Consider the following 19,695-nt stretch of genomic DNA (forward strand, 5'->3'; position numbering starts at 1 on the left):
GGGGGGGGGGGGGGGGGGGGGGGCGCCCCCCCCCCCCCCCCCACCCCGGTCCCGGCGGCCAGGGTCCGGCCGGACGGTGGCGGTCCGCCCGGCCGGTGGTCTTACGCTGCGGCTAGCTCGCGCTCGGCGACGCGGCACCGGGTCAGTACGGTCTGCGTGACCTCGCCGTAGGTGCTGTGGTCCTTGACCGTGCCGGTGAGCTGGATCTCGTCGCCCTTGTCGGGCACGTTGGCGGCGCTGCTGAACCAGACGTACACGTTGCCTTCCGGGTCCTGGAACTTGACCAGTCGGCGGCGCTGGGCGTGGTAGCCGTAGTGGCGCTCTTCCAGCTCGATCACGGTCGTCACGGTGGCGGTGACGGTGAGCCGTTCTCCTTTGGTGCCCTGCGGCTTCGAGTTGCGGGCGGCGCGCTCGGCGGTGGCCTGCTCCTGGTCGCGGTGCCATCCCGCGATCGCGGAGACAAGGGTGGGGAGGTGGCGCGGGTCGACGGTTTCCGCCTTGGCCAGCTGGCCCACCTTGTGGCGGTAGTCGTTCAGGCTGCCGTATCCCTGGACGGCCCATTCCCTGACGGCGGCGGCCGTGGCGGTCGCGTCGGGCTCGGCGTCGATGTCCGCGCGCCACTCCATCGGGGCCTTGCGGCTGAAGAAGTACGCCTCGACTCCGTCGGCGGTCGGGGACTTCGCCCACTGCTCGGAACGGCTGTAGAAGCGGCCTTCCTGGGCCACGATCGCGGCGGTCACCCGGAGCACCTCGGCCACGGGGACGCGGAGATCGTCGGGGAATCCGCCCTCGCTGTCGTCCCAATCGGAGTCCTTCAGCTTGCCGAACCGCCACAGTGCCTCAAGGCCCTTGATCGGAAGTCCGGTGTACGGCTCCACGCAAGTGGTGCCCAACTGCCGGTACTCGCCGCTGTCGTGGCGGGCAAGGTAGGTCGCGGTTCGGTGCCGCGCGATGTTGCAGCCGTGGCAGACGTTCGCGGTCATCCGCTGTGCGCTCGCCTCGGCGGCGAGCTGCTCGGGCAGTCCGGGGAACAGACTGAGGAGCGTCTCGCCCTCCTCGTCGTGGTCCAGCCGGGCCACGACCGTCCAGCCGCTGTGACGCGGGATCTCCCCGAAGATCGTCACGGTGACCGTGGGCCGCTGGCAGACGATGCGGCCGTCGTACGGGTCCTTGTAGTCCGCGAGGAACGGCGCGGAAAAGTCGAGCTGGTAGGCGGTGAGTCCGTGGACGGCGGCGCGGGTGTTGGTGGTCTCGACGAGCTGACGGACGCGGCGGGCAGACGTGGCCGGGACGTCGAAACGCATGGCAGCGCTGTTCATCGTGGATGCTCCTGCTGGTGAGAGGTGATGAGCGCCCGGCCGGGCGGGTTGCCCTCCGCGTTCGGCCGGATCTGGCGGGCCGCGTGCGGCCCGGTGGTCGGAGGGGGTGTTGCCCTCCCTCTCCGACATGCCTAATTAAACCATGTTTTGAGGTGTGGGGCAAACATCGCGGCCAGGGATGTCCAGTGCAGCGCGGTCTCTCAGGAACGCGGCGAACAGGGCTGCGGTGTAGCTGTCGGCGGTGCCGTAGGTGCGGCGGCAGTTCAGGGCTCCGATGCGCTCGCCCCGGTGGCGGACGGGAAACGGCTGGCCGGGGGCGGGGATAGCGAGTGCGTACAGTCCGCGCGGGGTGTCCACACGCAGGACGACGGCGGCGGCCTCGTGGTCGTAGGCGGCGGACCAGCGGGCGGGCCCGATGCCGAACTCTGCGAGTCCGGCCGCGATCGCGCGGGCCTGCATGCTGTCGGCCGTGGTGCCAGGGTCGGGCTCGGCGGGGGCGGGGACGCAACCGCAACCGGTCTCGCCTGCGAGGGTCTCGAACGGGGCTGTACGGGTCACTGTGGGGCTCCTGGGGTGGCCCGGGGCGGGCGGTTCTACCCGCCCCGGCGTCGTGCGGCTGGGGGTCTTAGGCGGCGGCTGCGTCGTCCAACGGCTCGTCGGCGGCGGCTGCGGGGTCCTGGTCGGCCTCGCCGCTGGCCGTGATCGCGGCGCGCTTCTTCTTGTACGGGTCGTACGGCTCGTCATCCTTCACGGCCTGCTCAATCGGGGTGAGCTGGTACCCGAGCGCTTCGAGGATCACGAACCACATGGCGGTGGGCTTCCTGATCTCGCTGCACCGCTGGGAATCAGTGCGCCATGCGACCCGGGTGGCGGACTTCTCCCGGACAGCCGCGACGGCGGCGAACTGGAGTTGCGGGGCCCTCCTGGGGTCCTTGGCGACCTGCTCGGGGAAGGTCATGCGGTATTTCGCCTTGTCGCCGGTGAGTCCGAGCAAGGTCGCCAGGATGTTGGTGGTGGGTTCCTTGTTCAGGTCGTCGCAGAGGCCCCACTGCCCGCCGAGCAGTGCCGTGTTGACGTGGCCGATCAGGGCGTTGGTGGTGGCCTTGGGAAGGTTGCGGCTCTTGATCATGTCCGCGAGCCACTGGTGACGCCTACCTTCGGCGGCGTCCCACTCGATGTTGCCCTTCTTGACAGCAGCGCGGGCGGCCTTCTCGGCTTCTTTCTCAGCGGTGCTCCTGCCGCTGCCCCCCAAGGGGTTGCCGGGCTCGGCGTGGCCGTACAGGGCGGGAGAGGTGCAGTACGGCTTCAACTGCTCGTCCTCACCCTCCTCCAGCACCCAGACCAGGCCCTTGCATTCCGCGTGGTCCTTGGCGGTGATGTGCCCCCCGTCCGGTGCCCTTAGGCGCCATACCGGGGTGGCCCGTTCGGACAGCTCCGACATGTCCCGCACCTTCTGCCCGGCCTTCTCCAGCTCGGCGCGGTGAGCCTGGGCCTTCGCGCGCTTCTCGCGCTTGGTCTGCTCAATCCGGATGATCCAGTCGATTTCGTCGGCCGCGTCCTCGTCGGCGGCGGCCTCCTCGGCGGCCTCGGTGATCGCGGAGAGCGCTTCGGGGTCGTCGGCGAACTCCGACAGCGCGGCCATCTGGTCGAAGGTCCACGCATAGGTGGCGCTCGTGACGGCGTCGCTCAAGGTCTTGTCGCCCTTGACCTTGACGACGGCCTTGACGTCCTTCTGCCGCACTCCGGCCGCCTTGGCGATGCGTCCCACCTGGGCGCCCGCTTCGGCCGCGCTGAACATGGCGGCGGTCATCTCGCCGCGCGTCAGGGCCTTGCGGTGCTGGGCGGTCGTGATCATGTCGAGGAACTGCCCGGCCGCGTCACGGTCGTCGTCCTCCCATTCGTAGGGCAGGTGGGTACGCCCTGCCTCCTGGGCACCGAAGTAGCGCCGGTTCCCGTCGTTGACCTGGATGACCCCTCCGTCCAGGCGCTGCACCTTGATCGGGATACGGCACCCCTCGGCGCGGAGCGATTCCACGAACGGCGCGTTGAGGTCGAGGTCTTCGCGGGCGTTCTTCGGGTGCGGGGTGAGCGCGTCGATCCGGATGACGGGGCGCGGGGTGACCGGAACGGTCTCCAGCCCAGCGGCGACGGCGGCGGCCAGCCGCTGGAATCCGTCGATCACCTGGGGCACATCACCGTGGGTACGGACGACGTACAGCGGCTCCTGAACCCCGTTCTCCTTGATGTCGGCCAGAAGGTCGACGGGAACCTCGATGTCCCGGATGTTACCGGGATACGCGGTGAGTTCAGCGATGGGGAGGGTGTCCCACTGGGCAGGGGTTACCTGGACGTCGGCCTGGGCCGTGGTGTTGCTCATCGCGCGTTGTCTTCCTTGGTGAGAGTTCCGCTGGGCCGGTCGGCCCAGCGGGGTGTCGGAGGGGGTGTTGCCCTCCCCTTCCGACACCATTAATTAAACCATGTTCTGAGGGGTGGATCAAACACCTGCGATGCGATCGCGGCCACGCCCGCAGGTGGCTGCGGCGGCGCGGAACGCGGTGGCCGCCTCCCCGGACGTGCGGCGGGGGTCGTCGCCCCAGCACCACAGCATGGTGCGGCGGTAGACGTATTCGTCTATCCGCAGCTTCCGCCATCGGGCGGGCGCGACGGGGCGGCCGTTGATGTGGTCACTGAAGATGGCCAGGGAGTTGGTAAGGGCGCGGTGGAAGATGTCCCACGGTTCGCCGCGCACGGCCCAGTGGGGCCGGTTGGCGCGTACGCCGCGCTCCCATGCGTGCAGCAGGTTGCACGGGGCGTTGTCGCCCATCTTGCCGGGCTGCCAGAGGTGGTCGCCCTGATACAGGCCGACGCGGTCAATGTGGACGGCGGCGGCGGTGAGGATGCGGGCAGGGGTAGCCGGGGGCTTGCGGGGTGGCATGGGGTTCTCCTGGGGGCGGACACGGGGGCCGGGGTGGCGGAGTGCCACCCCGGCGGTGGTGGGGGTTACGACGCGATCGTTCCGGCGGTGGCGCGGCCGATGCGGCGGCCTCCGATGTCGGCGCGTCCACCTGCGGTCCATCCGGCGCCAAATCCGTTGCCGGTCATCGTCGTTGAACCGCCCTTGCGGGCTCGCGGGTAGGCGTCGCGGTAGCTCCGTTCAACGACGGCCTTGCGGTCCGCGAGAACAAGAGCGGTGCTGCGGCCGGTGGCGGAGGTTTCGCTGCGGGCCTCTTCCTGGGCGCCTCGCTCGGCTTCCTCGATGCGCCGTCCGACGCGGTCAATGAATCCCAGGAGCCAGGAACGGCGCCACGCTCGTGCGCCGCTGCTTACGGGGACGTACTGGGCGGCGAGCCCGCTGTTCATCTGGAGGAGTAGGGAGGTGTAGAGGAGTTCAACGCGCTGAAGGTCGGATTCGTACCCGAAGATGTGGACGCGGCGGGCGGGCCCGCCTCCGTCGCGTCCAAGGTGGATGAGCTGGCATCCGAGAGCGCGGGCTATGCGGTTGATCAGGCGGACGCGCTCCATGGCCCACGGGTTATCCAAGACGATCTGGCGGTCTGCCGAGGCGTCGCTGGTCGGGTTCCCATCGTTCAACATGGCCTGTTCGACGCCGTACTTGGCCATCATCTCGAATGCCCGCTTGCGGGCCAGTTCGGCTTCCGCCTCGGGGGTCGAGGGGTCTTCCGCCTTGGCGAGCAGGGCTCGGATCGTGGCCAGCTTGGGGTTCGCCGTCGCGGTGTTCTGCGTGGTGCTCATCGTGCCGTTTCTGGTGAGAGGTTCCGCAGGGCCGGTCGGCTCTGCGGGGCGCCGTTCGGGGTGTTGCCCTCCCCTTCCGACATCACTAATTAAACCATGTTCTAGGGGTTGGGTCAACCTTGATAGTGCCTCTGAACTGGGCTTTCTCTGGCGCACACCGGCCACGCGAGGGCTCAGGCCTTGGCCACAACGGGCCTGCGGCGGGGTTCCCTCCTCGGTTGGACGACACTGCCCCGGCGTGCCGTGGTGCAGGGCCGCATGGTGGAGCGCCCGGAAGCCGCAACTTCCGGAGGAACGGAGGGAGTTGAGGACCCGGACGAACGACCATGCGGCCCTGCGGCGCGGTGCGCGAAGCTGAGGCGGCCGATCGAGGAGGGAACCCCGCCGCCCTCTTCCGCAACCACGACGGCGCCGCAGCCGAACTACTCGCCCCCTCCCCCTCCGAGAGCGGACCCGCCGGAGGCGTAAATGCTCTGAGGCCAGCACCGATACGCCCGCATGTGAGTTCTTCCCGAGCCCCTGCCTACGGTGCGCGCTATGAGCAGGTATTCCGAGCAGCAGCGTGCCGAGATCGAGGAAGCGGTCCAGGCCCTGATAGGCGAGATGGACGACGTCGTGCACCACCAGGTAGCAGACAGTCGGTGGTATCCGTCCTCCAGGGAGGCCAAGGATCTAACGGACGGGGAGTTTCGCCAGGCAGCCGAGCAATTGGCCCGCCGGATGGGGCGTGCGGTCGGCAGAGTTTGGGTCACGGCCGCGGCAGAAGGCGAAAACATCGAGGAGGGAGACCGGTGACCATGACGTCTGCGACGGGTTCAGTGAGCACGGCTGAACTCAGGCGCCGGGTGCGGGCGATCGAGGCACTCCAGGCGAAGACCCGTGAGATGGCTGCGGGAGAGGTCCTGACGGCGCGTAAGGCGGCGGTGGTCGCGGCGGCGGCCAAGGAAGCAGCCGACGTCCGGGCACGAGAGGCTGCTGCTGTGGCTCTGCGGCTGTTCGATCAGGACTCCGAGCTGGTCTCGCAGTTGCTTGGGGTGCCTGCGGAGGAGCTGGAGCGGGAGGCGAAGCCTGTTACCGCTGCTCGGGCCAAGGAGGTCATCGAGGCGCTGCGTGCTCGTGCGGAACGTCCACGGCAGCGGCGATCACCATCTGCCCGGCCCGCGGAGAGTCCTTCATCGGCTGTTGCACCGGCTTCTCCGGAGATCGAGGATCCGGATGCCGGTCGGGCCGATGCCGCGTGATGACGCGCTCGGGCCCGGCCTGTTCCCGCTGTCGACGGTGGACGTGGCCGGGCCTGCGCCAGCGGGTGGAGGCGCTGAGCAGCTCGCGTTGATCGGTGAGCCGTCCCCGGTGCGTATCCCGGCGGTGGAGTGGGAGTCCTGGCTCGCCGATGAGTCGGTCCAGGCCCGGTATTGGGCCAAGGTCTACCGCACTTCGTCCGAGTCGGATTGTTGGTTCTGGATTGCCGGGGTGTCCGACACGGGACATGCAAGCTTCCGCGCGGCCTCTCTGCCGGGCAGGACCCGGCGGGGCACGGTGCCGGGGCACTTGTACGGGTACCAGCTCGCGCACGGCGTGATTGCCCGCCTGGGCTGGGGCAATGACAGCCCGACCGTCTGCCACACCTGTGACAACCACTCCTGTCAGCAGCCGGAGCACCTGCGGCTCGGCACTCCGGCGGAGAACCGGGCCGAATGGCTCGCGCGGCGCCGCAATCCCGGCAGTCCTCTCGCCGACCTCCGGGGGCCCGCCGCCCGTTCGCGGGCCATCGGCTCGGCCATACGTGCTGGCCTCGCAGTCGGCGAACCTCATGGTCAGATCGTTCATCGTGTCCACGCCGCAGCGGCGGCTGGCAGGCCCTTAAGCCTTTGGTAGTCCCAGCCTGTATGACCACGACGGTGTTCGCTGCGCGACGCCAGCTTTCCGAGGGCCCAAGTACGGCTGAGGACTCACGGGCGGCGCCTGACGGCTCCGACGGTCACGCCTACCCCGGCCACCAGAACCCCGGCCACGGTCGCGGCCGCCGTGATCGGGTCGGCCGCAGCCGGGTGCTGCCAGCACAGATACGCGGCACCCGCCATGATGAGCAGCAGGACCAGGCCACACAGAGCGGCGACGAGGAGAGTGTGCACGGAGGACATCGAGGTAGCTCCAGGTGGATAGGGGCGAGCGACTGCTCGCGGTACTGGGCCCGGCCCTGATGTGGGCATGGGGCGGTAGGGCGAGGTGACTGTGCTGGGGATGAGGCGCTACCTGCACGAGGGCCTGGGCCTCTGCACGCTGATGGCGGTGCTAGGCCGACGCGCCTGAGTTGAGCGCGGCCTGACCTGATCAAGACGGTACAGCGCGGCCCTCGCCGGGAAGAGCTGGCGTATCACGATCAGGCCCAAAGTCGCTGAGACCCCCTGACCAGGGCCAAATCACTAGACGGACCCGGCGTTTGTCGTCACGTGACGACAATCTGCGGGCCCTCCATCGCCCGAAAATCGCCCCTCTGGACCACCTTCTCGATCGTCGCCGTTGCCCTCTGATGATGGCCAAGACGTGTCCGCTGATTTCCCGGGCCAGCTGACTAGCCAGGGCACGCGTAAATGCGACATGACCTCGACCTCGGTGAACTCGGATGCATTGGGGACCGTCCGCGGACGTAGTCATCCGGCTCTCTAGAGCGTGTCTGATGGGTCGGCTGACACACGTGTGACTCCGGCCGATTGATGGTTAGCGCACCTCGGGGCCACAACACGACTGAGGGTTTCTTGCTCAAGAATTCGAACACGTGCTCTAGTGGTGGGTATGCGCCACTCAATCCCCGATGACCTCGTACACACGCAACGGGCATGGATGGCTACCTACCAGCAGCTCGCCAAGGAGCCAGGCCGCACCGCGCTCCGGCGCCGCCTGCTCCAGCTCTCGTGCGAACTGGCGAGCCGACCCGAGGCGCGCACTCCCGGCGCCCGCCAAGAGCTACTCCGTCTCGCCCGCGGGAGGAGTCGATCGTGATTGGCTCTCCGACCGAGCGGCAGGTACAGATCCTGCGATGCATGCGCGAGGTAATCGCCGAGACAGGCGAGGCCCCGACCCTGGCAGAGATCGCGGCGCGCGTTGGCCTCTCCAGCAAGTCGGCCGTGCACTACCAGCTCGGCCGCCTCCAGCAGCTCGGCATGGTCGCCCGAGACGACCACCGCCACAGGGCGTACCGGCTGGCCTGACCGGGTTATCCACAGGCCCAAGGGAGATCTCCCCAACCTCTGCACCGTGACATCCCTGTGGATCACAAGGGGGACTGTATGCACAGGCTCATCGATGCCGTTGCCGAAGACCCGAAGAAGTGGAAGCGCGGTGATGCCTTCAGCGACCACGCCTGGGCGGCTTTGTTCACGAGAACGGGCTCTGGCCCACTTTCTGTGGAGCCGGTCGAGCCCGTGGTCGACCGGCAGCGGCAGAGCGATACGGCGCAGGTCAGACGCGCCCACCAGACTCGCGCAGAGGAGCCCCTTTCCTGCTCCACAGAAAATGGACCAGAACCCTAACTGACGTTCATAGCGAACCGCGTTATGCCTGTGTGCTGGTGAGATCCGCGTCTGGGTGCGTGGCGCACACCTCCAGAGCCTCCACACGGGCCTGCTCAAAGGCCCGGGACACCGCCGATCTGTTGATTCCCCGGGCGTGGGCCTCGGTGCTGCTGCCGGGTCGGAACTCGGTCCGGAACTCGGCAGCCCGGGTGGTGAAGCCGTCGAGTTCGAACTCCCACGTCCACCGACTACTCGCAGGGAGGGGTTCGTAGGTCAGGGTGCCGTCGGCTTCATATGACGCCAGAGCGGAGTACACGAACTGCCTCTCCGGCATCCGGGTCCAGACAGAGCCACCGCCAGTCCACCGCTCGCGTTCCTCGGGCCCGAGGGCTCCGCGGCGGACGATCTTCTCCTCTGGCCAGCCGTCTGAACGCATGGCCGCGACCTCGTCCTGGTGGTCGTCGTTCCACTGGTCGGCGACGTCCTGCGCGTGCTGTCGGTCCTCGAACGGCACCTCCTGCCCGCCCAGGGTGACGACGAACACGGGGTCGCTCCCGCGCTCCGCACCGTCCGGCGGCACGTTACTGGCGTCCTTCCAGGCCTCCTGGGCAAGCCCAGAGAGCTGGCGGGGCACATTGGGGAGTCCGTCCGTCGTGGATGCCAGGCCGGAGTGCTCCAGGAAGCCCGGCAACGGGGCGGTCGGGTCCATGGCCCATTCGACGGCGGCCATGACCTCGTCGTCCAAGGCGTCCAGGAGGTGGCCGTAGCGGTCCACGGTGGTGGTGATGGACTCGTGCCCAAGTCGTCCCTGGATGGCTGGCAGCGGCACCTTGGCGGCGATCAGCCAGGACGCATGGGAGTGGCGGAGGTCGTGGATGCGCGGTCGCTTGATGAGTCCGTACTTCTCTGCGGCCAGTTCGATCGCGGGCACCCAGCGCAGGCGTCGGAAGGTTCCGGGGTCCCACTTGCCCCCCTCGGGGCCGGTGAATATCAGGGCATTGGGAGCCAGCCCTTTGGCGCGGCGCCGCAGCATCCGGTCCAACTTGTGAGTGATCACGACGGTGCGGCGCGACTTCCGGGTCTTCGGGGGGCCGAGCACGGACTTTCCGTCCTCGTCCTTCTTCCACGCCCTCTGGACGCGGATGGCGGGGCGGCCGTTGCGTCGCCGGAGGTCCCGGGGCTGGAGCGCAGTTGCTTCGCCCCACCGGAAGCCGGTCTCCGCGATGGTCTCGCCAAGATCCTTGGCGTCGTCCTTGAGGCATTCGTAGATCCAGGCCCATTCCTCGCGTTCGAGGAAGACCATCTCTTCTTCGTCCTCGGCGCCATCGAGCCGGGGCAGGCGCGTCTTCGCACAGGGGTTGGAGGCCCGCAGTGACGGTTCTGCGTCCACTGCGGATTGCAGGATCGCGCTAAGGAGGCCGTGCTTGTTCTGCACGGTCTTCGGTGCGTACGAGGTTCGGGGCTTCCGGTCGCGCGGGTCGAGCGGAGCAAGGCGTCCAGCTTCGAGGTCGTTGACCCAGTCCTGGACCATGGTCCGAACGATGCTGCCCTCGCCGTCCTCGACGGAGTACGGGCCGAACCAGGGAGCCATGTTCTCCCTGATCTCCTTCTTGTACTTGCTGCGGGTGTCGCCCTGGACACCGGTGAGGCGGTCGACGTAGGCGAGGGCGAAGGGTTCGAACATCGTGCCCGGCCTGCGCTGGTCCGCTATGAATCCCTGCCCCCGCACCCAGCCGGGCGGCCACTGCTGGCCGTGGCCGTTCACCAGATCACGGAAGCGGTCGGCGGCTGTCTCGTCCTCGAAAACCTCGGACTCCTGCTTGCCGCCACGGGCTCCGCCAGCCCTCCACATGACCGTGAAGCTGGCCGTTCCATCCCGCTTGTCCCGTTTCTTGATGTACGCCATGCACAGCACCGTAAATCAGATCGGTGCTGACACGGTGCTGACGTTATAAATACGGAGAGGCCCTCCGACCGGCGTTTCCGCTGGTCAGAGGACCTCTCCGACTGTGGAGCCTAGGAGAGTCGAACCCCTGACATCTGCCATGCAAAGACAGCGCTCTACCAACTGAGCTAAGGCCCCGCTAACGATGCGTCGGACCGGAAGAATCACGTCCCCGGTGAGCACCGCAGACCAGAGTACCGGGTCACCCCCCGGATCTCGCAAAAGGATTGGGGGTCCCGGTCCACGACCACGCTCCGTAAGATGCTCGACGTGGTTCGCGGCAGCGAACCGCGGTCTTAGGGGAAGCGATGGGGAGACGCAATGGACGCCGCACAACAAGACACCACCGCGAGAGCACGGGAGCTCCAGCGGAACTGGTACGGGGAGCCGCTGGGGGCGCTCTTCCGTCGACTCATCGATGACCTGGGCCTGAACCAGGCCCGTCTCGCCGGAGTCCTCGGTCTGTCCGCCCCGATGCTCTCCCAGCTGATGAGCGGCCAGCGCGCCAAGATCGGCAACCCCGCGGTCGTCCAACGCGTCCAGCTGCTCCAGGAGTTGGCGGGCCAGGTGGCGGACGGCAGCGTGAGCGCCGCCGAGGCCACCGACCGCATGGACGAGATCAAGAAGTCCCAGGGCGGCTCCGTCCTCACCAACACCTCGCAGACGGCGACGAGTTCGGGCGCACCCACCGTGAAGCGCGTGGTGCGCGAGATCCAGTCACTGCTGCGCTCCGTCGCGGCCGCCGGCGACATCATCGATGCGGCGGACTCCCTCGCCCCCACCCACCCGGAACTGGCAGAGTTCCTCCGGGTGTACGGCGCCGGGCGCACCGCGGACGCGGTCGCCCACTACGAGGCGCACCAGAGCTGAGCCGTCGGCCGGGCCGCCGCGCGGCCCGGAAGGGGAGCGGAGCACGACCATGGGTGAGGTCTTCGCAGGCCGGTACGAACTGGTCGACCCGGTCGGACACGGGGGAGTCGGAGCGGTCTGGCGGGCCTGGGACCACCGGCGGCACCGGTATGTGGCCGCCAAGGTCCTGCAGCAGAGCGACGCGCACTCGCTCCTGCGGTTCGTACGGGAACAAGCCCTGCGCATCGACCACCCCCATGTGCTCGCGCCCGCCAGCTGGGCCGCCGACGACGACAAGGTCCTGTTCACCATGGACCTGGTCGCCGGCGGCTCGCTGGCGCATGTGATCGGGGACTACGGCCCGCTGCCGCCCCTGTTCGCCTGCACGCTCCTCGACCAGCTCCTGGCCGGCCTCGCGGCGGTCCATGCCGAAGGCGTCGTCCACCGCGACATCAAGCCGGCCAACATCCTCCTCGAGGCCACCGGCGCGGGGCGCCCGCATCTGCGCCTCTCCGACTTCGGCATCTCGATGCGCAAGGGCGAGCCCCGGCTCACCGAGGCCGACTATGTGGTGGGCACGCCCGGCTATTTCGCCCCCGAGCAGATGATGGGCGCCGAACCGGACTTCCCCGCCGACCTCTTCGCCGTCGGCCTGGTCGCCCTGTACCTCCTGGAAGGCGCCAAGCCGGACGCCAAGGCGCTGATCGAGCACTTCGCCGAGCACGGCACCCCGGGCGCCCCCCAGGGCATGCCCGAGCCGCTCTGGCAGGTCATCGCCACCCTCCTGCAGCCGGACCCGCAGACCCGCTTCCGCACCGCCACCGGCGCACGCAAGGCCCTCGCCTCGGCCGCCGAGATGCTGCCCGAGCCGGGCCCCGACGACGAGCTCGTCGAGATCTTCGACCAACTCGCGCCCCTGCCCACGGGGTTCGGCCCCGACGGCCCCCTCACCTCCGCGCGACGCCTGCGCCCCGCCCCGGGCCGCGTACCCCCCACCGTGATCCCCGAGGCGCCCAGCACGCCTCCGCCGCCACCGCCACCCACCACGGCCCCGGACCCGACCCCCACCCCGACGCCGTCCGTCAGCTCGGAAACCGGCAGCTTCCACCTGCCGCCGCCCCAGCAGCCACCCACGCCGTCTGCGCCCCCTGCCCCGGCGGCCTCCGCTCCCGCTGCCCCGCAGACACCCGTGCCCGAGCCCACCTATGTGACCTCCCCCGGGCAGGTCCACCACGTCCCGGCCCACGACCCCTCACGGGCCGTGACGTCCGGGGCGTATCCCCCTCACGCCCCTGCTCAGCCGTACACCGCCCACGTTCCGCCCCTGAGCCAGGCAATCACCCAGCCCCAGCCGCAGCCCGCGGCCTCCGCCTCCCCCGCCCCATCACGACGACGCCGCCGCCCGGGACCGCCCGCGAAGGTGGCGGTGCCGATGCTGTTCGTCGCGCTGGTCTGCCTCGCCGTCGGATTCTGGGCCCTGACACAGATCTGACAGTTCGACACGGACGCTCACCACCCTCGAGGCGGTCCGAACTGCGCAGGCCCGGCTCCCGGCACGGCAGCCCCGGGCAGCGCCACGGCTGCCGCCGCCCTCCGCCGAGCGATCAGCGTCCACACGCCGAGGATCGCCAACAGCCCCACGCCGGTACCGATCCCCCCGGCGGCGACCACCGCCATCACCCGGTCGTCGCCCCCGTCCGCACGGCTCCCGGCGGCCGTCTCCCCCTGCTGGGCGGCCTCCGTGTCCCGTTCCGTGACGCTGAACTCGTCGGCGGGCTTGGCCGATCCGGCGTACTCGGGCCCCGGCCGCGCCGCCCCGTCGACGGTGACCCGCAGCGTCACGTCCAGCGGCGCCCTGCCGAACTTCCCCGCGACGTCCGGGTTCAGATGGACCGACAGGTAGTACCAGCCGGCGAACCGCGTCGCGGCCACCCGGTCGGCGGGGGCGAATCGGTTCTCGTAGGCGACCGGCGGCAGCGGCCCCAGAGCCGTCGAACTCTGCGTTCCGTCGTACGCCGTGTCCGCGTCGTCGACCTGCGCCCGCACCGGATTGGTCAGCGAGAGGACCAGCGCGGTCGAGACGAACCCCCGGTCCCGTTCCAACCTGCCCCCGGTCGAACTGCCGAGCTCGGCCCCGATCGAGAGCCGCTGCCCCCAGTCGACCGGCACCCGGTAGAAACGCGTCTCCCCGGGCTCGATGCGGTCTCCCCACACCCCGGTCCCCAGCCCGCGCGCCTTGTTGAAGCTCGTGCCGCCCTCGCGCAGCCTCCGCTCGCCGCGCGGCGGCTCGGGCGACGCGGAATCCCATGACTCCGGAGGCACCGTCGCACTCCGCTTCCGCAGGGCGGGTTCCGACGTGATACGAAGCTCCAGGTCCCAGTCCTCCTGACCGGACGCGGGATCACTGGTCCGTTCGACGAGCACGTAGTAGGTACCGGCCCCCTTGCAGCTCTTCTCCTCGGGACCGACCCTCCGGGACGCCGTGGCCGTGATGGGGCGCGCACTCTCCGACGAGCCGAACCGCGCCTTCTCCGAGTCCAGGGGGCTGCAGTTGTAACCGTCCGCGTCCTGTACGGACACCTTGAGCCCATCGGAGTACGAGACTCTCGTGCCCAGCTTCGGAACGGCGGTCGCCGAAACGTACGCGCTCTCCTTCGCCTTGAGCTCAAGACGGTAAAAACGCTGTCCCGCGCGCGGGAGGGAGCTTTTGTACGTCGCCCCTGGCACCAGCCGATGCCCCTCGACGTTGCTGGTCGCACCGGCGACCACTTCGGCCCCCTCGGCGAAGGCGTACGGACTGGGCGTCCCCGCGGCCGCGGCCTGCCCCGGGAGTCCCGCCACCGCGCACACCGCCGCGGCGAGGACCACGACCGCGGTCCGGCCGCCGCCCCGTCGTGCCGCCCGGCCCTCAGTCAGCCGCCGCCCCATCACGCGCCACCCCTCGTCGTGAACCAGCCGTCCCACTCGTCCCGACCGTCCTGCCCGCCCTGCGCCGCGCGAACACCACCACGAACCCGCCACCGAAGGGACCGCACCGCCCCGCCACATTTGCTTACGCAAGTGAATCATTCACGCAAGCGAATATCGCGGGCACAATCGGCAGGTCCGGGCAACACGAAGCCCCGGCCGCAAAAGCGACCGGGGCCTGTGAAGTGACTGTTGTCGATACTCACGAACCCGTGGGCACGGAGTCAGTCGCCTCCGTCCACAGATCCTGCTCGGCGCGATCCGCCTGGATCTGGCGGTACACGAGGAGCCCGCCGATGGCGGCCAGTGCGACCAGGAGAAGCTTCTTCACCGCGCGACCTCGTCTTTCCTTGACGTAGGGGACTTCTGGCGCCCGACTATACACACCGATCGATATCGATCGGTGACCTGGATCCACCCCAACTGCCGTCCCCAGCACAGCAGTCGAAACGGATGCCGCAGCTCCGCACGAATCCCGTCCGCTGTGACTTTCGCCGCTCTTGCCCCCTTCTCGGGCCTCTTGGGGCCATCCGGGTGGTGTTCATCTGAACATCGGCGCGACGCGAGCGTCGGTCCACCACTCTCTGCCCCGCATACACATCATGAGGAAAGTACGCAAATCGCCCAACCTGAATTGAGGGGCCATGACCGGCACCAAGGCCATGAAACTGTGGACCACGATCGTCACCGCCTTCCTCGCGCTCTTCGCCGCGCTGGGACTCACCACGACGGCCACCGCGGCCACGGCGGTACAGGAGACCACGAACGCACGCAACGCCACGGCGAGCGCGCCCGCCCCCGTCATGGCCCACTGGACGATGGCGTACGAACGGTCCTTGCCCCCGACGATGAAGCAGCGCATCCGCGCCGAGGCCCATGGTTCCTCCCCCAGCTGCCGGCACCTGCCCACGACGGACACGGAAGCCGAGGCCGAGTCGGACACCCAGGAACCAGCACTCGCCGCGGAACCGTAATCCCGGCCTTCCCCCGGGCCCAGCGCCCTTGAAACTCTCCGAAGACCCCCAGCCCTCCACGGTCTGGGGGTCTTCGCATGCCCGCCCCCAGCAGAAGACCCACCTGATCGAGGGCCCCGGAGGGGCTCGAACCACCCTTGCCGCCCAAGGCAGTTCAAGCCCCATGCACCACCTGGATCACGCCACCGGCAGCAACCTGCGCCGTCGTCCGGCGTCCCTCATCCGACGCTGCCGCACCGGTGCCAGCCGTTCCACTGGCCGTGCTTGTAGTTGGTGCAGAACTTGGCGGTGCCGACGCGGACGGCCACGGTGCGTCCGTTGGACTCGTCATGGCCGTACATGTCGTCGGCCCGGCCGTTCCCCGGCAGCTCGTGCCAGCCGCCCGACCCGGCCCAGATGGAGTAGATCTTCCGGTCGGGGCCGACCACGAACGTCTCGTCGTACCCGGGCCGGTCGTCCCAGTAGGCGTTCATGGGGGAACTGCCACACCTGTAGTAGCCCCTGTGTCCCCAGCGGTCGATGGGCTTCTTACATGCGGCGACGGACCCTTCCTGGGCGGTCGTGGACGACGAGGGCGCAGCGGCCGCGCTCCCGGGCACCGCGGCGGCGGTCAGGCCCACGAGAGCCGACGCCAGCGCCAGCCCTGCCTTCTGGACAGCATGCATGGTGAATTTCCCCCTGTGAGTGTCGTGCGGTCGTGCACGACGCTAGGGGTGCCGCCCCAGCAGGAACATCCAACGACAGGGGGACTCACCCTCAACTCTCGCGGTAGTGGGGTAAACCCTCGCGGTAGCTCCGCCCAAGATCATCAAACGCAGAAGGCCGGTAGATCTTTTCGATCTACCGGCCTTCTGAACTGGCATGACGCCGATGTGGGGCTAACAGGATTTGAACCTGTGGCCTCATCCTTATCAGGGATGCGCTCTAACCAACTGAGCTATAGCCCCGCCGCGCTGCGGTGTGTCCCGCGCGCTGACCTCTGAAGATTAGCGCACCTGCGGGCCAGTCCCAAAATCGATACCCGGGCGCCGGGGAAGCCGAGGGTCACTCGTCCTCGGCGAGGGTCAGCTCGACGCCGCCGACGAAGCCCGCGGAGAGGTTGTAGATGAAGGCTCCGAGCGTCGCGAGGGCCGTGGCGAGCACGACGTCGATGACCGCGATGATCGACGTGAACATCAGGACCCGCGGCAGCGACAGGAAGGACTGCAGGTCGAAGCCGTTGGACTCGTTCGAGCCCGTCGCCTCGGAGATCGTGCCGCCCACCGTGGAGAAGACGCCCATCGCGTCCATGACCATCCACAGGACGGCCGCCGCGACGATGGTGCAGATGCCGAGCGCGATGGAGAGCAGGAAGCTGACCTTCATCACCGACCACGGGTCGGCCTTGGCCACCCGCAGCCGCGCCTTGCGCGTACGCGGCGTCGTACGGGCCCCCGTGCGCGGCCTGCGCACCGAACCCGTCTGGGAGCCCTGCTGATACGCCTGCGGCGGGTGGTACGGCCCTGACGCCTGCTGCGGCTGCCGCTCCCCGGGGAGCGCTCCGCTGCCGCCCTGCGCCTTCTTGCCGGCCGCGTACGCGGCGTCGTACTGGCCTGAAGCCTGACCAGAAGTCCCTGGCCCTCGGGTGTCCGTCACAGTCCCCCCCTGGGATCCATGAGACTCGTGAGAGTCATGTGCATCAGTGGCAGAGCCACGGGCACCGTCCGTGCCGGTAGTGCCGGTCCGCTTCGATCCGGCGCCCGTGGCTCCACTCACGATGACTCACTCCTCGCGCTACTCGGCCGAGGAGTCCGTGCCCTCGTCCGTACCGGCGGCCGGCTCGGCGCCATCCGATTCGTCGACGATGTCTCCGTCGACTTCCTCGGCCTCGCGCCCGGCCTCGGCGTTACGAGCGATACCGACCACGGCATCGCGCTTGCCCAGGTTGATCAGTTGGACGCCCATGGTGTCACGGCCCGTCTCCCTGACCTCGTTGACTCGCGTACGAATCACACCGCCGGACAACGTGATGGCGAGGATCTCGTCGGTCTCCTCGACCACCAGTGCGCCGACGAGCGAACCACGGTCCTCCACGATCTTGGCGGCCTTGATGCCCAGGCCACCGCGACCCTGAACGCGGTACTCGTCGACGTTGGTCCGCTTCGCGTACCCACCGTCGGTGGCGGTGAACACGAACGTACCCGGACGGACAACATTCATCGAGAGCAGCTCGTCGCCGTCGCGGAAACTCATTCCCTTGACGCCCGAAGTGGCGCGGCCCATCGGGCGCAGCGCGTCGTCCGTTGCGGTGAACCTGATCGACTGGGCCTTCTTGCTGATGAGCAGCAGGTCGTCCTCGGCCGATACGAGTTCGGCGCCGATCAGCTCGTCGTCCGAACCGTCCTCCGTCTCGCGGAGGTTGATGGCGATGACACCACCCGAACGGGGCGAGTCGTAGTCCTTCAGCGAGGTCTTCTTGACCAGGCCGCCCTTGGTGGCGAGGACCAGGTAGGGCGCCGCTTCGTAGTCACGGATCGCGAGGATCTCGGCGATCTGCTCGTCCGGCTGGAAGGCGAGGAGGTTCGCCACGTGCTGGCCGCGGGCGTCGCGTCCGGCGTCGGGCAGTTCGTACGCCTTGGCGCGGTAGACGCGGCCCTTGTTCGTGAAGAACAGCAGCCAGTGGTGCGTCGTCGACACGAAGAAGTGGTCGACGATGTCGTCTTCCTTGAGCTTCGTGCCGCGAACGCCCTTGCCGCCGCGCTTCTGTGAGCGGTAGTCATCCGTCTTGGTGCGCTTGACGTAGCCGCCGCGGGTGATCGTGACGACGATGTCCTCTTCGGCGATCAGGTCCTCCATGGACATGTCGCCGTCGAAGGGCACGAGCGCCGAGCGACGGTCCTCGCCGAACTTCTCGACGATCGCCGCGAGCTCCTCGCTGATGATCTGGCGCTGCTTCTGCGGCGAGGCCAGGATCGCGTTGTACTCGTTGATCTTCGCCTGGAGCTCGTCGTGCTCGGCGACGATCTTCTGGCGCTCCAGGGCGGCCAGTCGGCGCAGCTGCATCTCGAGGATGGCGTTGGCCTGGATCTCGTCGATCGAGAGGAGGCCCATCAGGCCCTCGCGCGCGATGTCGACCGTCTGGCTGCCGCGGATGAGTGCGATGACCTCGTCGATCGCGTCCAGCGCCTTGAGCAGGCCGCGCAGGATGTGCGCCCGCTCCTCGGCCTTGCGCAGCCGGAACTTGGTGCGCCGGACGATGACCTCGATCTGGTGCGTGACCCAGTGCCGGATGAACGCGTCCAGCGAGAGGGTGCGCGGCACACCGTCGACCAGGGCCAGCATGTTGGCGCTGAAGTTCGACTGCAGATCGGTGTGCTTGTAGAGGTTGTTCAGTACGACCTTGGCGACCGCGTCCCGCTTCAGGACGATGACCAGGCGCTGGCCGGTGCGCGACGACGACTCGTCGCGGACGTCGGCGATGCCGCCGACCTTGCCGTCCTTCACCAGGTCGGCGATCTTCTGCGCAAGGTTGTCCGGGTTGGTCTGGTAGGGGAGTTCGGTGACCACCAGGCACTGGCGGTTCTGGATCTCCTCGACCGCGACGACCGCGCGCATCGTGATGGAGCCACGGCCCGTGCGGTACGCCTCCTCGATGCCCTTGCGGCCCACCACGAGGGCGCCGGTCGGGAAATCGGGGCCCTTGATGCGCTCGATGAGGGCGTCGAGCAGCTCCTCGTGCGAGGCGTCGGGGTGCTCGAGCGCCCACTGCGCGCCCGCCGCGACCTCGCGGAGGTTGTGCGGCGGGATGTTGGTGGCCATGCCGACCGCGATGCCCGCCGAGCCGTTGATCAGCAGGTTCGGGAAGCGCGCCGGGAGGACCGTCGGCTCCTGGTTGCGGCCGTCGTAGTTGTCCGTGAAGTCGACGGTGTCCTCGTCGATGTCACGGACCATCTCCATGGCCAGCGGCGCCATCTTGCACTCGGTGTAGCGCATGGCGGCGGCCGGGTCGTTGCCCGGGGAGCCGAAGTTGCCGTTGGAGTCGACGAGTGGCATCCGCATCGACCACGGCTGGGCGAGGCGCACCAGGGCGTCGTAGATGGAGGAGTCGCCGTGCGGGTGGTACGTACCCATGACGTCGCCGACGACGCGGGCGCACTTGTAGAAGCCCTTCTCGGGGCGGTAGCCGCCGTCGTACATCGCGTACAGGACGCGGCGGTGGACGGGCTTGAGACCGTCCCGTACGTCGGGCAGCGCGCGGGACACGATGACGGACATCGCGTAGTCGAGGTAGGAGCGCTGCATCTCCGTCTCGAGCCCGACGGGCTCGACACGCATGCCCACGCCGGGAACGGTGGGTTCCTCTTCGGGCGTCACGGGGGTGTTCTCGTCGGCCATTG

Annotated in this window: 19 protein-coding genes and 2 tRNA genes; 7 read left to right on the forward strand and 14 right to left on the reverse strand. The window is 68.8% G+C overall.

What is annotated here, in order from left to right; genetic code table 11:
* Positions 1 to 101 precede the first annotated feature (101 nt).
* The 5 genes from ACFWZ2_RS35545 to ACFWZ2_RS35565 form a co-directional block, all read right to left on the reverse strand.
* Entirely contained in the window at positions 102 to 1,319 is a 1,218-nt protein-coding gene (locus ACFWZ2_RS35545) for a hypothetical protein (RefSeq protein ID WP_384552899.1), read from the reverse strand.
* Positions 1,320 to 1,454: 135 nt separating this feature from the next.
* Positions 1,455 to 1,877: a hypothetical protein gene (locus ACFWZ2_RS35550; protein WP_384552901.1), complete on the reverse strand. Its 423-nt coding sequence runs from the start codon at positions 1,875 to 1,877 to the stop codon at positions 1,455 to 1,457.
* Between the two features lie 67 nt (positions 1,878 to 1,944).
* Positions 1,945 to 3,696, reverse strand: coding sequence for a ParB N-terminal domain-containing protein (locus tag ACFWZ2_RS35555; protein ID WP_384552903.1), 1,752 nt, complete (start codon positions 3,694 to 3,696; stop codon positions 1,945 to 1,947).
* Between the two features lie 117 nt (positions 3,697 to 3,813).
* Complete coding sequence (locus ACFWZ2_RS35560) at positions 3,814 to 4,254, reverse strand: DUF6197 family protein (RefSeq protein ID WP_384552904.1); 441 nt, start codon at positions 4,252 to 4,254, stop codon at positions 3,814 to 3,816.
* A 65-nt stretch (positions 4,255 to 4,319) separates the two neighbouring features.
* Positions 4,320 to 5,072 (reverse strand): DUF2786 domain-containing protein, encoded by a 753-nt coding sequence (locus ACFWZ2_RS35565; protein WP_384552906.1) that lies wholly within the window; start codon positions 5,070 to 5,072, stop codon positions 4,320 to 4,322.
* A gap of 537 nt (positions 5,073 to 5,609) precedes the next feature.
* Between ACFWZ2_RS35565 and ACFWZ2_RS35570 the strand changes: the two genes are divergently transcribed.
* Genes ACFWZ2_RS35570 through ACFWZ2_RS35580 form a run of 3 tightly spaced genes read left to right on the forward strand, consistent with a single transcriptional unit; the run spans position 5,610 to position 6,947 of the window.
* On the forward strand, positions 5,610 to 5,867 hold the full coding sequence (locus ACFWZ2_RS35570) for a hypothetical protein (protein ID WP_384552908.1): 258 nt from the start codon (positions 5,610 to 5,612) through the stop codon (positions 5,865 to 5,867).
* Between the two features lie 2 nt (positions 5,868 to 5,869).
* Positions 5,870 to 6,313 (forward strand): hypothetical protein, encoded by a 444-nt coding sequence (locus tag ACFWZ2_RS35575; RefSeq protein WP_384552910.1) that lies wholly within the window; start codon positions 5,870 to 5,872, stop codon positions 6,311 to 6,313.
* Positions 6,288 to 6,947, forward strand: a complete 660-nt coding sequence (locus ACFWZ2_RS35580) for a hypothetical protein (RefSeq protein WP_384552911.1) — start codon at positions 6,288 to 6,290, stop codon at positions 6,945 to 6,947. The genes ACFWZ2_RS35575 and ACFWZ2_RS35580 overlap by 26 nt, the downstream gene beginning before the upstream one ends.
* Before the next feature lie 74 nt (positions 6,948 to 7,021).
* On the opposite strand, the gene ACFWZ2_RS35585 is transcribed toward ACFWZ2_RS35580, so the two are convergent.
* Complete coding sequence (locus ACFWZ2_RS35585; protein ID WP_384552913.1) at positions 7,022 to 7,213, reverse strand: hypothetical protein; 192 nt, start codon at positions 7,211 to 7,213, stop codon at positions 7,022 to 7,024.
* 696 nt (positions 7,214 to 7,909) lie between these two features.
* Here ACFWZ2_RS35585 and ACFWZ2_RS35590 point away from each other — a divergent pair.
* Positions 7,910 to 8,281 carry a LexA family protein gene (locus tag ACFWZ2_RS35590; RefSeq protein ID WP_384552915.1) on the forward strand — a complete coding sequence of 124 codons (372 nt, stop codon included), beginning with the start codon at positions 7,910 to 7,912 and terminating at the stop codon, positions 8,279 to 8,281.
* Between the two features lie 343 nt (positions 8,282 to 8,624).
* Here the strand turns inward: ACFWZ2_RS35590 and ACFWZ2_RS35595 are convergent, their stop codons facing one another.
* Together ACFWZ2_RS35595 and ACFWZ2_RS35600 are read right to left on the reverse strand one after the other, a co-directional pair.
* Entirely contained in the window at positions 8,625 to 10,490 is a 1,866-nt protein-coding gene (locus ACFWZ2_RS35595) for a tyrosine-type recombinase/integrase (RefSeq protein ID WP_384552916.1), read from the reverse strand.
* Positions 10,491 to 10,594: 104 nt separating this feature from the next.
* Positions 10,595 to 10,667, reverse strand: a tRNA-Ala gene (locus tag ACFWZ2_RS35600).
* Positions 10,668 to 10,850: 183 nt separating this feature from the next.
* Between ACFWZ2_RS35600 and ACFWZ2_RS35605 the strand changes: the two genes are divergently transcribed.
* Complete coding sequence (locus tag ACFWZ2_RS35605) at positions 10,851 to 11,399, forward strand: hypothetical protein (protein WP_055563954.1); 549 nt, start codon at positions 10,851 to 10,853, stop codon at positions 11,397 to 11,399.
* Positions 11,400 to 11,448: 49 nt separating this feature from the next.
* Positions 11,449 to 12,870, forward strand: coding sequence for a serine/threonine-protein kinase (locus ACFWZ2_RS35610; protein ID WP_384552918.1), 1,422 nt, complete (start codon positions 11,449 to 11,451; stop codon positions 12,868 to 12,870).
* 17 nt (positions 12,871 to 12,887) lie between these two features.
* Here ACFWZ2_RS35610 and ACFWZ2_RS35615 read toward each other — a convergent pair whose 3' ends face one another.
* A complete protein-coding gene (locus tag ACFWZ2_RS35615) occupies positions 12,888 to 14,342 on the reverse strand; it encodes a hypothetical protein (RefSeq protein ID WP_384552920.1) in 1,455 nt (484 codons plus the stop codon).
* Positions 14,343 to 14,547: 205 nt separating this feature from the next.
* Entirely contained in the window at positions 14,548 to 14,676 is a 129-nt protein-coding gene (locus ACFWZ2_RS35620) for a DLW-39 family protein (RefSeq protein ID WP_003999697.1), read from the reverse strand.
* Positions 14,677 to 14,989: 313 nt separating this feature from the next.
* Between ACFWZ2_RS35620 and ACFWZ2_RS35625 the strand changes: the two genes are divergently transcribed.
* Positions 14,990 to 15,319, forward strand: coding sequence for a DUF6344 domain-containing protein (locus ACFWZ2_RS35625; RefSeq protein WP_384552922.1), 330 nt, complete (start codon positions 14,990 to 14,992; stop codon positions 15,317 to 15,319).
* Between the two features lie 218 nt (positions 15,320 to 15,537).
* Here ACFWZ2_RS35625 and ACFWZ2_RS35630 read toward each other — a convergent pair whose 3' ends face one another.
* The 4 genes from ACFWZ2_RS35630 to gyrA all read right to left on the reverse strand — a co-directional run bounded on the left by ACFWZ2_RS35630 (position 15,538) and on the right by gyrA (position 19,693).
* Positions 15,538 to 15,984 carry a hypothetical protein gene (locus tag ACFWZ2_RS35630; RefSeq protein WP_384552924.1) on the reverse strand — a complete coding sequence of 149 codons (447 nt, stop codon included), beginning with the start codon at positions 15,982 to 15,984 and terminating at the stop codon, positions 15,538 to 15,540.
* Between the two features lie 208 nt (positions 15,985 to 16,192).
* Positions 16,193 to 16,266: transfer RNA gene (locus tag ACFWZ2_RS35635), tRNA-Ile, on the reverse strand.
* Positions 16,267 to 16,363: 97 nt separating this feature from the next.
* On the reverse strand, positions 16,364 to 17,074 hold the full coding sequence (locus ACFWZ2_RS35640) for a DUF3566 domain-containing protein (RefSeq protein WP_384552926.1): 711 nt from the start codon (positions 17,072 to 17,074) through the stop codon (positions 16,364 to 16,366).
* A gap of 18 nt (positions 17,075 to 17,092) precedes the next feature.
* Positions 17,093 to 19,693 (reverse strand): DNA gyrase subunit A, encoded by a 2,601-nt coding sequence (gene gyrA / locus ACFWZ2_RS35645; RefSeq protein ID WP_384552928.1) that lies wholly within the window; start codon positions 19,691 to 19,693, stop codon positions 17,093 to 17,095.
* Between the last annotated feature and the right edge of the window lie 2 nt (positions 19,694 to 19,695).

Origin of the sequence: Streptomyces sp. NPDC059002, assembly GCF_042740435.1 — a bacterium.
Classification (GTDB): domain Bacteria; phylum Actinomycetota; class Actinomycetes; order Streptomycetales; family Streptomycetaceae; genus Streptomyces.

Excerpts from the sequence above, each read along its gene's own strand:
- ACFWZ2_RS35545 (WP_384552899.1), bottom strand. The coding sequence starts at position 1,319 with ATGAACAGCGCTGCCATGCGTTTCGACGTCCCGGCCACGTCTGCCCGC.
- ACFWZ2_RS35555 (WP_384552903.1), bottom strand. The coding sequence starts at position 3,696 with ATGAGCAACACCACGGCCCAGGCCGACGTCCAGGTAACCCCTGCCCAG.
- ACFWZ2_RS35560 (WP_384552904.1), bottom strand. The coding sequence starts at position 4,254 with ATGCCACCCCGCAAGCCCCCGGCTACCCCTGCCCGCATCCTCACCGCC.
- ACFWZ2_RS35565 (WP_384552906.1), bottom strand. The coding sequence starts at position 5,072 with ATGAGCACCACGCAGAACACCGCGACGGCGAACCCCAAGCTGGCCACG.
- ACFWZ2_RS35570 (WP_384552908.1), top strand. The coding sequence starts at position 5,610 with ATGAGCAGGTATTCCGAGCAGCAGCGTGCCGAGATCGAGGAAGCGGTC.
- ACFWZ2_RS35575 (WP_384552910.1), top strand. The coding sequence starts at position 5,870 with ATGACGTCTGCGACGGGTTCAGTGAGCACGGCTGAACTCAGGCGCCGG.
- ACFWZ2_RS35580 (WP_384552911.1), top strand. The coding sequence starts at position 6,288 with ATGCCGGTCGGGCCGATGCCGCGTGATGACGCGCTCGGGCCCGGCCTG.
- ACFWZ2_RS35585 (WP_384552913.1), bottom strand. The coding sequence starts at position 7,213 with ATGTCCTCCGTGCACACTCTCCTCGTCGCCGCTCTGTGTGGCCTGGTC.
- ACFWZ2_RS35590 (WP_384552915.1), top strand. The coding sequence starts at position 7,910 with ATGGATGGCTACCTACCAGCAGCTCGCCAAGGAGCCAGGCCGCACCGC.
- ACFWZ2_RS35595 (WP_384552916.1), bottom strand. The coding sequence starts at position 10,490 with ATGGCGTACATCAAGAAACGGGACAAGCGGGATGGAACGGCCAGCTTC.
- ACFWZ2_RS35605 (WP_055563954.1), top strand. The coding sequence starts at position 10,851 with ATGGACGCCGCACAACAAGACACCACCGCGAGAGCACGGGAGCTCCAG.
- ACFWZ2_RS35610 (WP_384552918.1), top strand. The coding sequence starts at position 11,449 with ATGGGTGAGGTCTTCGCAGGCCGGTACGAACTGGTCGACCCGGTCGGA.
- ACFWZ2_RS35625 (WP_384552922.1), top strand. The coding sequence starts at position 14,990 with ATGACCGGCACCAAGGCCATGAAACTGTGGACCACGATCGTCACCGCC.
- ACFWZ2_RS35630 (WP_384552924.1), bottom strand. The coding sequence starts at position 15,984 with ATGCATGCTGTCCAGAAGGCAGGGCTGGCGCTGGCGTCGGCTCTCGTG.
- gyrA (WP_384552928.1), bottom strand. The coding sequence starts at position 19,693 with ATGGCCGACGAGAACACCCCCGTGACGCCCGAAGAGGAACCCACCGTT.